The organism is Sulfitobacter sp. AS59 (genome assembly GCF_038899995.1).
Taxonomy (GTDB): domain Bacteria; phylum Pseudomonadota; class Alphaproteobacteria; order Rhodobacterales; family Rhodobacteraceae; genus Sulfitobacter.
This window is the reverse complement of the sequence record NZ_JBBMQK010000006.1, coordinates 199249-212673: the sequence shown is the minus strand read 5'-3', so window position 1 is coordinate 212673 and position 13425 is coordinate 199249. Positions and strand designations below refer to the sequence as shown.

The 13425-nt window shown below is 58.7% G+C and carries 12 protein-coding genes; 7 read left to right on the top strand and 5 right to left on the bottom strand.

What is annotated here, in order from left to right; all coding sequences use genetic code 11:
* Positions 1-5 precede the first annotated feature (5 nt).
* Positions 6-629, bottom strand: a complete 624-nt coding sequence (locus WNY39_RS14530; RefSeq protein WP_342846598.1) for an XRE family transcriptional regulator — start codon at positions 627-629, stop codon at positions 6-8.
* 64 nt (positions 630-693) lie between these two features.
* Here WNY39_RS14530 and WNY39_RS14525 point away from each other — a divergent pair, with 64 nt between their 5' ends.
* The 4 genes from WNY39_RS14525 to WNY39_RS14510 all read left to right on the top strand — a co-directional run bounded on the left by WNY39_RS14525 (position 694) and on the right by WNY39_RS14510 (position 4759).
* Positions 694-2211 carry a class I adenylate-forming enzyme family protein gene (locus WNY39_RS14525; protein ID WP_342846596.1) on the top strand — a complete coding sequence of 506 codons (1518 nt, stop codon included), beginning with the start codon at positions 694-696 and terminating at the stop codon, positions 2209-2211.
* Positions 2204-2854, top strand: a complete 651-nt coding sequence (locus WNY39_RS14520; RefSeq protein WP_342846594.1) for a DsbA family oxidoreductase — start codon at positions 2204-2206, stop codon at positions 2852-2854. The genes WNY39_RS14525 and WNY39_RS14520 overlap by 8 nt, the downstream gene beginning before the upstream one ends.
* 106 nt (positions 2855-2960) lie before the next feature.
* The gene (locus WNY39_RS14515) at positions 2961-3428 is read left to right on the top strand and encodes an adenylyltransferase/cytidyltransferase family protein (RefSeq protein ID WP_342846592.1); all 468 of its coding nucleotides are present in this window, start codon (positions 2961-2963) and stop codon (positions 3426-3428) included.
* 89 nt (positions 3429-3517) lie between these two features.
* Complete coding sequence (locus WNY39_RS14510) at positions 3518-4759, top strand: multidrug effflux MFS transporter (RefSeq protein ID WP_342846590.1); 1242 nt, start codon at positions 3518-3520, stop codon at positions 4757-4759.
* A 65-nt stretch (positions 4760-4824) separates the two neighbouring features.
* On the opposite strand, the gene WNY39_RS14505 is transcribed toward WNY39_RS14510, so the two are convergent.
* Complete coding sequence (locus tag WNY39_RS14505) at positions 4825-5058, bottom strand: hypothetical protein (RefSeq protein ID WP_342846588.1); 234 nt, start codon at positions 5056-5058, stop codon at positions 4825-4827.
* Entirely contained in the window at positions 5055-6380 is a 1326-nt protein-coding gene (locus WNY39_RS14500) for a DEAD/DEAH box helicase (protein ID WP_341235333.1), read from the bottom strand. The genes WNY39_RS14505 and WNY39_RS14500 overlap by 4 nt, the downstream gene beginning before the upstream one ends.
* A gap of 418 nt (positions 6381-6798) precedes the next feature.
* Here WNY39_RS14500 and WNY39_RS14495 point away from each other — a divergent pair, with 418 nt between their 5' ends.
* Together WNY39_RS14495 and eno are read left to right on the top strand one after the other, a co-directional pair.
* Positions 6799-7668: a DMT family transporter gene (locus tag WNY39_RS14495; protein WP_342846586.1), complete on the top strand. Its 870-nt coding sequence runs from the start codon at positions 6799-6801 to the stop codon at positions 7666-7668.
* 69 nt (positions 7669-7737) lie between these two features.
* On the top strand, positions 7738-9015 hold the full coding sequence (gene eno / locus WNY39_RS14490; RefSeq protein WP_342846584.1) for a phosphopyruvate hydratase: 1278 nt from the start codon (positions 7738-7740) through the stop codon (positions 9013-9015).
* Between the two features lie 37 nt (positions 9016-9052).
* Here eno and WNY39_RS14485 read toward each other — a convergent pair whose 3' ends face one another.
* Positions 9053-10192 carry an anhydro-N-acetylmuramic acid kinase gene (locus WNY39_RS14485; protein ID WP_342846582.1) on the bottom strand — a complete coding sequence of 380 codons (1140 nt, stop codon included), beginning with the start codon at positions 10190-10192 and terminating at the stop codon, positions 9053-9055.
* A 65-nt stretch (positions 10193-10257) separates the two neighbouring features.
* On the opposite strand from WNY39_RS14485, the gene tyrS reads away from it, so the two are divergent.
* Positions 10258-11508: a tyrosine--tRNA ligase gene (tyrS, locus tag WNY39_RS14480; RefSeq protein ID WP_342846580.1), complete on the top strand. Its 1251-nt coding sequence runs from the start codon at positions 10258-10260 to the stop codon at positions 11506-11508.
* A gap of 35 nt (positions 11509-11543) precedes the next feature.
* On the opposite strand, the gene WNY39_RS14475 is transcribed toward tyrS, so the two are convergent.
* On the bottom strand, positions 11544-13355 hold the full coding sequence (locus WNY39_RS14475) for an ATP-binding cassette domain-containing protein (protein ID WP_342846578.1): 1812 nt from the start codon (positions 13353-13355) through the stop codon (positions 11544-11546).
* Positions 13356-13425 lie beyond the last annotated feature (70 nt).

Sequence of the window (13425 nt, the reverse complement as noted above, 5' to 3'; positions counted from 1 at the left end):
GCGGTTTAGGTCAGGGATGTGACCCACAGGATTGTTGCGTCTTCGTCGCTGGTTGAGACGACGTTGTGGCCCATGGTGGCATCGTAATAGGCGCTGTCGCCGCGGCGCATTTCGACGGGTTCGTAAAACTCGGTGTAAAGCCGCACGACGCCTGTCAGTACATATAGAAACTCTTCGCCATCATGGCGGACCCAACCGTCGAATTCCTCCATCTTGCGGGCGCGGATACGGGCGCGGTAGGGCAGCATCTGCTTTTTGCGCAAAGTATCTGCCAGCAATTCATGCTCATAGGTTGTTGTGGCCTTGCTGGTGCCGTCGCCGGATTTGGTCACCGACATGCGGCCGTTGATCTGGCCGGCTGAGGGCGGGGTGAACAGTTGCGGTACAGAAATCTCGAGCCCGACAGCAAGCTTTTTCAGCGCATCATAAGTGGGCGACATCTGGCCGTTTTCGATCTTGCTGAGGGTCGAGCGTGCCAGCCCTGCCTGATTGGCGGCCTGTTCCAGCGTCCAATTGCGCGCCTTGCGCAGTTCGCGCACGCGCGCGCCCAGATCAACGGGGGGCGCGGTTTCGGTTTCGCCACTTTCGCGGGCGATCTGGATCATCGATTTGGGCGCTTGCTCTGTCATATATTGCGTATATCGCCCGGTCCTGCGGCTTGCAACGGGCCGGAACCCGCGCTAGCGATGGGCCATGTTGTCACTGTCCCCCTCAGATGGATATGCGCCCTGCCCCGCGCCGTTTAATATGGCGGCACATGTGCTGGCCAAAGCAGACCGGCTGGGCGATAAATCGGCGTTGCTTATTATCGGGCCGGACGGGTCCGAGCGTTGGAGTTACCGCGCCCTTGAAAGCGCAGTACGGGGCACGGCAACGGGGCTTTTGGCGCTTGGGCTGGTGCCCGGCGATATCGTTTTGATGCGGCTTGGCAATACGGTTGATTTTCCGCTGGCCTATCTGGGCGCTTTGGCGGCTGGGTTGGTACCCGTCCCCACCGCCGCCGCGCTGACCGAGTCGGAAGTGGCTGCGATCATTGACACATTGCGGCCCAAGGCGATCTTGAACGATCCGCTCGTGCCCTGCCCAAAGGGTGCTGGCGTGGTTGATGTGAGCGCCTTGCGGGCCATGCGCGACCTGCCGCCCGCCGCGTGGCACATGGGCGATCCGGAGCGGTTGGGATATATCATCTATACCTCTGGCACATCGGGCAAGCCGAGCGCTGTCATGCACGCGCACCGCGCGATCTGGGCACGGCAGATGATGTTTGACGGATGGTACGACCTGCACGATTCCGACCGCGTGATGCATGCCGGTGCGTTCAATTGGACCTATACATTGGGCGCCGGGTTGATGGACCCCTGGACCATGGGGGCCACTGCGCTGATCCCTGCGGCGGGCACTGGTGCCGGCGATCTGCCAAAGATGATGCGGCAAGAGAATGCGAGCCTGTTTGCAGCGGCACCGGGCGTTTACCGGCAGATCCTGAAACATAATGACAGCATCGACATCCCCAGCCTGCGCCATGGTCTGAGCGCAGGAGAGAAACTGCCCGAGGCCCTGCGCCATGCGTGGCAAGCGGCCAGCCGCACGCAGATATTCGAGGCCTATGGCATGTCGGAATGTTCGACGTTCCTGTCAGGATCGCCTGCGCATCCGGCCCCCGATGGATCCTTGGGATACCCCCAAGCGGGGCGGCGCGTGGCAATCATTGGGCCTGATGGCCCCGTCCCCTATGGTACCGAAGGCACGATTGCCGTTTATAAGACTGACCCCGGCCTGATGTTGGGGTATTTCGGCGCGCCGGATCAAACCGCAGAGAAGTTTCAGGATGGCTGGTTTATGACCGGCGATCAGGGGATTATGGGGCCGGATGGGCAGATCACCTATCTGGGCCGCAATGATGATATGATGAATGCGGGCGGCTTTCGGGTGTCGCCCATCGAGGTTGAACAAAAGCTGGCCCAGTATCCCGATATTACAGCCATTGGCGCGACCGAGGTGACGGTACGTGCCGACGTGACCGTGATTGCGGCGTTTTACACCGCAGACACCCCGCTGGACGAAGCGGCACTGGCGCTTTATGCACAAGAAAATCTGGCGCGCTATAAACAGCCGCGTCTTTATGTTCATCTGCCCGAACTGCCAATGGGGGCAAACGGCAAATTGCTGCGCCGCGCCCTGCGCGCGGGCTATGAGGCGCAAAATGACTGAGACGATCAAGCTTGATATCATGTCCGACCCGATTTGCCCGTGGTGCTATATCGGCAAGGCCCATCTGGACCGCGCCTTGGCGTCAGAGCCGGACCACCCGTTCGTGATTGAATGGCACCCGTTTCAACTGAACCCCGACATGCCCGCCGAAGGCATGGACCGCCGCGCCTATCTGGAAGGCAAATTCGGCGGCAAAGAAGGTGCGGTCAAAGCCTATGCCCCCGTGGTGGAGCATGCGAAGAAAGCCGGTTTGACCATCAACTTTGAGGACATGAAGCGCACGCCCAATACGCTGGATGCACACCGCCTGATCCATTGGGCAGGTATCGAAGGGCGTCAGACCGCTGCCGTATCGGCGTTGTTCAAGGCGTACTTTGTCGATGCCCGCGACATTGGTGATGCCGAAATTTTGGCCGATATTGCCGATGGGATCGAGATGGATGCGTCTGTGGTCAGACGTTTGCTGGCGTCGGATTCAGATGCCCAAGACATTCGCGACCGCGACGACCATAGCCGTAAGATGGGCATCAGTTCTGTTCCGACATTTATTGTTGGGGGCAAACATGCCGTGCCCGGTGCACAGCCGCCCGAGCTGTGGAAACAGGTGCTGGCCGATTTGCGCCAGCAAACCGATAATTCCTGAACCGCAGCTAACCCCGCAGAAACACTTTGCCTTTACTGGCCAGCCCGCCTAGAATCACCGCTACAAACGGGGCAAAGACCCCAGTTCAAAAAACGAGCGGGCAGTCATGTTAGAACAATCAACACCACCCTTTCGGGTGCATAGCCGGGTGCAGGTTGCGCCCTCTTTCATCGAGAAAACAGGACAGCGGTCGCGCAGCGTGTTGACCTATGGCTGCTTTGACGGATTTCGCACAACCCATGCAAAACTGCTGGTACAGCTGTCCAGCTTGGGTAGCGAATTAATCGTGGGCTGTGCCACCGATGCGTTTTGCGCGCAAATGGGGCAAAAGCCGGTGATCCCCTTTGAAACAAGGCGCGCGGTTCTGGAAAGCTGCCGTTATGTGACGCGGGTGATCGCGTTGGAGAGCTGGGATCAACGCCGGACCGACATCGTGAACTACAACATTTCCGTGCTGGCCCTGCGCAGCGGGGACCCTGCGCATGCGGACGATTTGCACGATATTGTGCAGGTGCTGCATGTGCCCGATGCGCCGGTTCAAAGCTGGCCCGAAACCACCCTTAAATCTGCCTGATAAATCACCGCATTGCACTGCCCCTTGATGCTCGTTAAACGTGAATCAACGGGCGCATTTTGCCGCTCTACCTCCTAGGAGCAGCACGAATGCAATCAGACAGACCTGACTTCCCCATGTCCAGCGCTGAATTTGTGGCTCTGATTGCAATGCTCTTTGCCACGATTGCGTTTTCCACCGACGCAATGCTGCCCGCCGTGCCCCAAATCGCCGCCGAGTTGGCCCCCGCCACGCCCGAGCGTGTCCCCCTGATCCTGACAGCGTTTATCTTTGGCCTTGGCCTTGGGACCTTCTTTACCGGGCCGCTGTCGGATGCTTATGGCCGCAAGAACATCGTGTACTGTGGGGCTGCTCTTTATATCGCGGGAACGGTCCTTGCCTGGGCCAGCCAGTCGCTGGAGGTGATGCTGGCCGCACGTGTGGTACAGGGGCTGGGGGCCGCCGGTCCGCGTATCGTGTCGCTTGCGATTATCCGCGACCTGTATTCCGGGCGTCAGATGGCGCGGATCATGTCCTTTGCGATGATGATCTTTGTTATGGTGCCTGCCTTTGCCCCCGCATTGGGCGCGGTCATCATTCACTATTCCAGCTGGCGCGGTATCTTTGTCAGCTTTGTCGTGTTCTCGGTCATTTCTACGCTGTGGATGCGGATACGGCTGCCTGAAACCTTGGCAGTCAAAGACCGCCGCCCCATGCGCATCGGCCTTTTGTGGAAAGCGATTGTCGAGATTTTCAGCAACCCCATGGTGCGGCTGTCAATCGCGGTGCAAACGCTGGCCATGTCCATCCTCTTTGCCACATTAATGTTGGTACAGCCCATATTCGATCAGGTCTATGACCGCGCCGACAGCTTTCCGTTGTGGTTTGGGGTTATTGCATTGATATCGGGTTGTTCCAGCCTGATTAACGCAATGTTGGTGGTGCGTTTGGGCATGCAGCGGATTGTGACGCTGACCCTTGGCGCGCAGATCGTTCTATCTGCAATCATGCTGTTTGCGGGGCTGGACAATCTGCCCGATCCGCTTGGCTTTGGCTTTTACATGATCTGGCAGGTGTCGTTGTTTTTCCAAGCCGGGCTGGTCTTGGGCAATCTAAGCGCCTTGGCGATGGAGCCGATGGGCCATATCGCAGGCATGGCCGCGTCGGTGATTGGTGCGGTATCGACCGTGCTGGCAGCGCTGATCGCATCCCCCATCGGGTTGATGTTCGACGGCGATATTGATCTGTTGATCACGTCGGTGCTGGCGCTGGCAGCAGCCGGTTTTCTACTGATGCTTCGGATGGGGCAGCTTGCCAAAAGAGACGCGGCGGTGCGCGAACCATCAGCGTAGGCTTGTGCAGCAAAGCGCGCTGGTTTCGCCCTTCGGGCGAGGATTTTAGTCCATTTGGAAAGCGATCAGCGGGTGGTTTTCAGCCGGAACGCCAGCGCCAGTAGCACGGCTGCAATGCTGAAGGGCAGCAGCCAAAGCAGGATGATATCCCCCTTGAACAGCATGCTGGACGAGAATCCGCAGGGCGGGACAGCACAGGATGCGGGACGCCCCATAATGTAGACGGGTGGCACTGCAACTAGCAGCGCCACCGCGACATAAAGAATGCCGATCGTCAGTTTACGTAAAGGTGAGATCACGCTGCGCGCTGGCCGCCGGGTTTGCCGCCGCCACCGGGCTTGCGCCGACGCCGGGATGCGCCTGCTGGCTTGCCCTCGCCGCCGCCATTACCGCCACCGCCGTTACCACCGGGACGGCCACCACCGCCACCTGGGCGTCCGCCGCGACCACGACCGCGGCCACCTTTTGGCTTGGCGGGTTCGTCAATTGCCTCCCATGGGCGGCCCGAGGCCACAGGGATCGAGATTTTCATCGTCTTTTGGATGTCTTTCAATTCGCCCATTTCATCAGGGGCGCAAAAGGCAATCGCAGCGCCATCTTTGCCAGCGCGTGCCGTACGACCGATCCGGTGCACATAGTTGTCGGGGACGTTGGGCAATTCGTAGTTATAGACGTGTTTCACATCCGGAATGTCCAACCCGCGTGCCGCCACATCGGTAGCAACCAAGACGGTTACATCGCCTTTTTTGAACGCCTCAATGGCGCGGTCCCGTTGGCCCTGGCTTTTGTTGCCATGGATCGAGGCGGCTTTGAAACCGGCCTTGACCAGATCCTTCATCAGCTTTTCGCAGCCGTGTTTTGTGCGGCCAAAGACCAATGCGCGTTCTTCGGTATGCTTGCCCAGCAATTCGATCAGCAGCGATTTTTTCTCGGCTTTGGCGATAAAGTGCACCTCTTGGGTGACTTTGTCAGCGGCTTTGCCGGGAGGCGACACTTCGATGCGGATCGGACTGATCAGATAGCTGTTTGCGATCTCGTTCATCAGTTTGGGCATGGTGGCCGAGAACAGCATGGTTTGGCGTTCTTTGGGCAGCACGGATGCGATTTTGCGCAGGTCGTGGATAAAGCCCATGTCCAGCATCTGGTCGGCTTCGTCCAGCACCAGAAACGAAGTTTTGTGCAGCAGCACCGCGCGGCGGTCCATCAGGTCAAGCAGGCGGCCTGGTGTGGCCACCAGCAAATCAACGCCACGTTCCATGCGTTTGATCTGTGGGTTGATCGACTGACCGCCCACAACCATCATGGTTTTCAGCTGCGTGCCTTCGCAGAAGCCTTTCAGGTTTTCCATGATCTGGTTGGCCAGCTCACGGGTCGGGGCCAGCACTAGGCCGCGCACGGTGCGCGGTTCGGGGCGGGCTTCCATTTCCAACATTTGTGCAACCAATGGCACGCCAAAGGCGGCCGTTTTACCGGTGCCGGTCTGGGCAAGGCCCATCACGTCGCGGCCGTTCATCGCATGTGGGATCGCTTGTTTTTGAATAGGTGTCGGGTCCGTCATGCCCATGTTGGTCAATGCTTTGACCAAACGGCGCGGCAGGCCCATCATTTCAAAATCGCTCATGTATATCGTCTTTCCAAGGGCCGCAGCAAAAGCGCTGGACCCGTCTAAATCACGCGGCACCCCAAAAGGGGCTAAACCGCGAGGGACGCAAAGCAGATCGCAGGGGACGGCCTAATGCCAATACCCTGTCTGTTGCGCTTGGCCCCACGCGTGATTTTGGGAACATCGGCGGCCTTTATGTCTCAGCTATATGATGGTCGATGTGACCAAAGGGCTGACTGCTCACGCGGCAGAAGGCATCGCTTGGACGCTAGATGGGCGCATCGGCGGGCAAAGTCAACGCCTTGCGGCAAACTATGGTGAACGCCACAACGTCCCACTGCCTGCCCCGCCAAGGGCATCACCGGCTGCTACGACGCTTGCACATTGCCTGTCAAATCGGCATGGATCGACGGAATGATTTGAAAGGCTTGGACAAATGGACAATCTGCGCGGCGCGATCATCATGGTCTTTTCGATGCTGGGTTTCGCCTTTGAGGACATGTTCATCAAATTGATGGGCGATGATATTCCGATTGGCCAGATTTTGTTCCTGCTGGGGTTAGGCGGTGCGATCTGTTTCGGTCTGGTCGTTCGGATCAAGGCGCAACCGTTGCTTGAGCGGTCCATGCTAACGCGGCCCATTATGCTGCGCGCATTGGGCGAAATCGTCGGCACCTTGGGCTTTGTCTCCGCAATCGTATTAACCCCCATTTCCTCGGCCTCGGCGATTTTGCAGGCGACGCCCTTGGCCGTCACCTTGGGCGCGGCGCTGTTTCTGGGCGATCCTGTCGGCTGGCGCCGGTGGAGCGCGATCCTGGTCGGGTTGTTTGGTGTGCTTTTGATCATTCGCCCCGGCATGGCAAGCTTTGAAGCGCTGTCATTGCTGGCCGTGGTCGGTGTTATTGGCCTGTCCATGCGTGATCTGGCAACTAGGCGCGTTCCCAAGCACACATCAAGCTTTCAGCTGTCGTTCTTGGCGTTTCTGGCATTGGTCCCCACCGGGGTGCTTCATATGTTTGCGACGGATACGTTTTTCGTCCCGATGACGGTTCTGCAATGCGCTTATATGGTGTCGGCGCTGAGCATCGGGATGATTGCCTATTACGGGATCGTCGCGGCCATGCGCGTGGGCGAGATCAGCTTTGTCACCCCGTTTCGCTATTCGCGTCTGCTGTTTGCCATCGTGATCGGCATCATGGTTTTTGGCGAACGTCCCGATCTGCTGACCTATGTTGGGGCCGCGATCATTGTCGCCTCGGGCATGTATACCGTCTGGCGCGAGCGCAAAGTCAAAGACATAGCCTGAACACTTTTCATCCTGCCCCCCGCAGGTTAAAACGACGCGAAAACACCCATGCCAAAAGGATCTCCCCTCATGAGCACCATCGTCGACATCTATGCCCGCGAAATTCTGGACAGTCGGGGCAACCCCACCGTCGAGGTTGATGTAACGTTGGAAGACGGCACAATGGGCCGGGCCGCGGTGCCATCAGGTGCCTCCACCGGTGCCTATGAGGCGGTCGAGCGTCGCGATGGTGACAAATCGCGCTATATGGGCAAAGGTGTCTTGCAGGCCTGCGAAGCCGTGAACGGCGAGATTGCGGATGCGTTGGTGGGTATCGATGCGACCGAGCAAGTCGAAATCGACGGCACAATGATCGAACTGGACGGCACCGACAACAAGGAACGTTTGGGCGCAAATGCGATTTTGGGTGTGTCACTGGCCGCCGCCAAAGCCGCCGCAGATTTCTGTTCGCAGCCTTTGTTCCGCTATGTCGGTGGCACCTCGGCGCGGATGCTGCCCGTTCCGATGATGAACATCATCAACGGTGGTGAACACGCGGATAACCCGATTGATATCCAAGAATTCATGATCATGCCTGTCGCTGCGGAAAACATCCGCGACGCTGTGCGCATGGGCTCCGAAGTGTTCCACACCTTGAAGAAAGAGCTGTCTGCTGCGGGTCTTTCCACGGGGATCGGCGACGAAGGTGGCTTTGCCCCCAACATTAGCTCCACCCGTGATGCGCTTGATTTCATTCTCAAATCCATCGAAAAAGCAGGCTACAAACCCGGCGAGGAAATTTACCTCGCCCTCGATTGTGCGGCGACCGAGTATTACAAAGACGGCAATTATGTCCTGTCCGGCGAAGGCAAAACCCTGTCGAGCGCCGAGAATGTGGATTATCTGGCCGCCCTTTGTGGCGACTATCCGATCATCTCGATCGAAGACGGCATGTCAGAGGATGACTGGGACGGTTGGAAACTGCTGACCGACCGTTTGGGCGATAAAATCCAGCTGGTGGGCGATGATTTGTTCGTGACCAACCCTACCCGTCTGGCCGAAGGGATCAAGCGCGGATCGGCCAATTCGATGCTGGTTAAGGTCAACCAGATCGGCACGCTGACCGAAACCCTGCAAGCCGTTGATATGGCGCATCGCGCGGGCTTTACCAACGTGATGTCCCACCGTTCGGGCGAAACCGAAGACGCGACGATTGCCGATTTGGCAGTTGCGACAAACTGTGGCCAGATCAAAACGGGTTCCTTGGCGCGGTCGGACCGGCTGGCGAAATACAACCAGTTGATCCGCATCGAAGAGGCGCTTGGCGTGACGGCAGAATACGCGGGCCGCTCGATCCTCAAAGGGTAAGCGCGGTCGCTTAGGACCGATAAATCTAGAAAGCGCGCTAATTCAGCGCGCTTTTTTCGTTTTGGGGCATGCTTACCGTACCACCACCGACCGCCGCCCGAACACCCGTTGTGCTGTGGCATGACGTGGGCAGCCCCCGCGCGACGCGCACTGCCAGATACCCAAATGCCTGCGCCTCCAGCATATCGCCGTCCAGCCCGATGTCTTCGGTTGGGGCTACGGGGCAGTCCAGACTTACCGCCAGCATTTTCATCAATACCGGGTTATGCCGCCCGCCACCCGTCACCAGCACACGGTCTGGCACACGCGGACAATGGGCCATCGCCTCGGCCACGCCAGCGGCGCACATGGCGGTCAGGGTTGCTGCGGCATCGGCGTCGGACAATTCGCCCACCAGCGCCACCATTTCCGCAAAATCATTACGGTCCAGTGACTTGGGTGGTATGCGTGCAAAATAAGGTTCTGCCAAAAACAGCTCAAGCGCGCCAGTTTCAACCGTGCCTTTTGATGCAACCTTGCCGCCCTTGTCATAAGCCAGCCCCAGACGTGATTGCATCAGATCGTTAATCGGCGCGTTTGCAGGCCCCGTATCAAAGGCCAGCAGCGCACCGTCAGCCTCTGGCAGCGCGATAGCGGGATCAACCCAAGTCAGATTACCCACACCGCCCAAATTCAAAAACGCCACCGGCCCGGTCAGCCCAGCATAGCGCGCACAGGCGTGGTGGAAAAACGGCGCGAGCGGTGCCCCCTCGCCGCCCAGTTCCACGTCAGCACTGCGGAAATCCCAAACCACGGGCGTGGCCAGCGCATCCGCCAATGCCGCCCCATCGCCCACCTGCAACGTGCCTTGGGCGCGCGGCGCATGGGCCAGCGTTTGGCCGTGAAAGCCGATGACATCAACGTCTGTAAAGTCCTGCAAAACCTCAAGATGCGCGGCCTCGATCACTTGCGTGGCGGCCTGCACTTCGGGGCCTGACCACTTGCCGAAACCGGCGGCAATCACTTTGCGTTCCTCGCCCGAATATTCGCGATATCCTGACGCTCCAAAGCCCATGATATCGCGGCCATCCGTGTCGATCACGGCCACATCGACCCCGTCCAACGACGTGCCGCTCATCGCGCCAGCGGCCCGCAAAACGCCTGTTTTCGCGATCCGATTTCCATGGGGCCTATTCATGGCCTTTTCCTTTGTCTGCTCAGCACATATAGAGTGCACCACCACCCAAGCTGAGGGCAAGCGCCATGACATACCACCCCAAATCCGAATTTATCCGCATCATGATGGAACGCGGCTTTGTCGCTGACTGCACGGATTATCAAGGCCTTGACGAGGCGCTACTCAAGGGCGCGCAACCCGGCTATATCGGATTTGACGCGACTGCCAAGTCCCTGCATGTCGGATCGCTGATCCAGATCATGATGTTGCGCTGGCTGCAAAAGACCGGCGGCAAACCGATCACCCTGATGGGCGGCGGCACCACCAAGGTGGGCGACCCGTCGTTTCGCGCGGACGAACGCCCGCTACTGACCCCGGAACAGATCGACGATAACATCGCCGGCATTAAAAAAGTGTTCAGCGCCTACCTGACCTATGGCGATGGCCCATCTGATGCACAGATGATCAACAACGCCGAATGGCTGGACGGGTTGAACTACCTCGATTTCCTGCGCGACATCGGGCGGCATTTTTCGATCAACCGGATGCTGTCCTTTGAAAGCGTGAAGTCCCGCCTTGATCGTGAACAGTCTCTGTCCTTCCTCGAATTCAACTACATGATCCTGCAAGCCTATGATTTCATGGAGCTTCACCGCCGCCATGGCTGCATCCTGCAAATGGGCGGATCGGATCAATGGGGTAATATCGTGAACGGGATCGACCTGACCCGCCGCGTGATTGATGGCGAAGTCTACGGCCTGACCACGCCGCTGCTGACCACGTCTGACGGCAAGAAAATGGGCAAATCCCAATCCGGCGCGATCTGGCTGAACCCTGACATGCTGTCGCCCTATGAATTCTGGCAGTTCTGGCGCAACACGACCGACGCTGACGTGGGTCGCTTCCTCAAGCTCTATACAGAGCTGCCGGTCGAAGAATGCGACCGCTTGGGCGCGCTGGAAGGGTCCGAAATCAACGCCGCCAAGATCAGGTTGGCGAACGAGGTCACAACCCTGCTGCACGGTGCGGAAGCTGCCAAAGCGGCAGAGGCGACTGCCCGTGAAGTGTTCGAAAAGGGCGGTATTGGCGACGATCTGCCGACCCTGACGCTGACAGCTGCTGACATCGGCGACGGCATGTCGATCGTGCAGCTGATCGTCAAATCGGGCTTGGCGGGTTCCGGGAAAGAGGCGAAACGCCTAATCTCGGAAAACGGCGCGCGGATCAATGACGAACCGCTGACCGATGCTGGCATGATGGTCGACGCCGCCGCCTTGGCATCGCCAATCAAGCTGAGCGCAGGCAAGAAACGCCACGCCTTGGTGCAACTAGGCTAAGCATAATGGGGGCGGGTCACCCTGCCCCCGTTACTTTAGCTCTCGGCCTTTTCCTCAAGCACCAGCCATTCGGCCTCGGCGTCTTGCAGCTTTTCGTTCCGCTCGACCAAGGCATCGGTCGCTTTTTGGAACTTCACCGGATTGTCGGTGTAAAGTGCGGGGTCACTCATCAACTCTTCCAGCTTGGCAATCTCGGCCTCCAGGCGCGAAATCTCGGCGGGCAATGCCTCAAGACGGTGCTTTTCGGTAAAGCTCAGACCCTTTTGCGCGACGGCTTTCGGCTTTTCGCCTTTGGCCCCCGTTTTGGTCTTGGCAATCACACTTTGGTCAAAATCGTCCTGCTGGCGCTGTGCCAGATAATCGGTCCAACCGCCGGCATAAACCGTGGCCTTGCCGTCACCTTCCATCGCAATGGTGGTCGCGGCCACCCGGTCAAGGAAGTCACGGTCGTGGCTGACCAGCAGCACAGTGCCATCATAGGTCGACAGCAATTCCTGCATCAAATCAAGGGTTTCGACGTCCAGATCGTTGGTCGGTTCATCGAGCACCAGCATATTGCTGGACCGCGCCATAATCTTGGCCAGCAGCAAACGCGCCTTTTCACCACCCGACAAAGACCGCACAGGCGCACGCGCCTGACCTTCGTCAAACAGGAACTCTTTCAGATATCCCACAACATGTTTCGGCTGGCCACGCACCAAAATCTGGTCCGCTTTGCCCGATACGCGCATCTCGGGATCGCCGGTCAGGCTGTCCCACAGTGACATATCGCCGTCCAACTGCGCGCGCGCTTGGTCGAACAAGGCAATCTCAAGGTTCGTACCCAGTTTGATCGTCCCTGAATCAGGCTCTTCCTTGCCAATCAGCATGTTCAAAAGCGTGGTTTTGCCCACGCCGTTCGGCCCGACCAGCGCAATCCGGTCGCCGCGTTGAATGGTGATGTCAAAGGGGCGCAAAATCGTCTTGTCGCCAAAGGCTTTGGTGATGCCCACGGCCTCGACCACCTTGCGGCCCGACTTGGGTCCGGCCTCAAGCGCCATGGCTGCTGTGCCCTGCCGTGTGATCTGGCTGGCCCGTTCCGCACGCAGGTCTTGCAAGGCACGCACGCGGCCTTGGTTGCGCTTGCGCCGCGCGGAAATACCCTCGACAGCCCAACGTGCCTCCGCCTTGATCTTGCGGTTCAGCTTGTGGCGCTGCATGTCCTCTTCTTCCCACATCTGGTCGCGCCATGCCTCGAACCCGCCAAAGCCGAATTCCTGCCGGCGCGTCACACCGCGGTCGATCCACAGGGTCGCGCGGGTCAATTCGCGCAAGAACGCCCTATCGTGCGAAATAATAACAAAAGCGGCGCGCGTGGTTTTCAACTCGTCTTCCAACCAGCGGATTGCTTCGATGTCGAGATGGTTGGTCGGCTCGTCCAACAACATCAACTCGGGCTCAGATGCCATCAACCGCGCCAGTGCGGCGCGGCGACGTTCACCACCGCTTGCCGTGCTGACAGGGCGTGCCGGGTCAAACTTCAGCCCCTCGCCCGCGCGTTCCACCTTGTACATCTCGGATGGATCAAGCCCGTGTGACGCAAAATCGCCCAAGGTCTCGAACCCAGTCAGATCCGGGTCCTGCTCCATATAACCCACAGATACGCCGGGGCCGACGATCACATCGCCGCTGTCTGCTTCAACAATGCCAGCCATGACTTTCATCAACGTCGACTTGCCCGAGCCGTTTCGCCCGACCAAAGCCAACCGGTCGCCCGGTTGAACGACCAAAGACATATCTTCGAATACGGGATCGCCGCCGAAAGTCAGCGTAATCTCGTTCACTTGTAATAAGGGTGCGCGTGCCATGAACGCCAGCTAGCGCCACGCCGCGTCAGGGTCAATGACCCCTGCTTCCAAATGGTTCTAAATCCTCGCC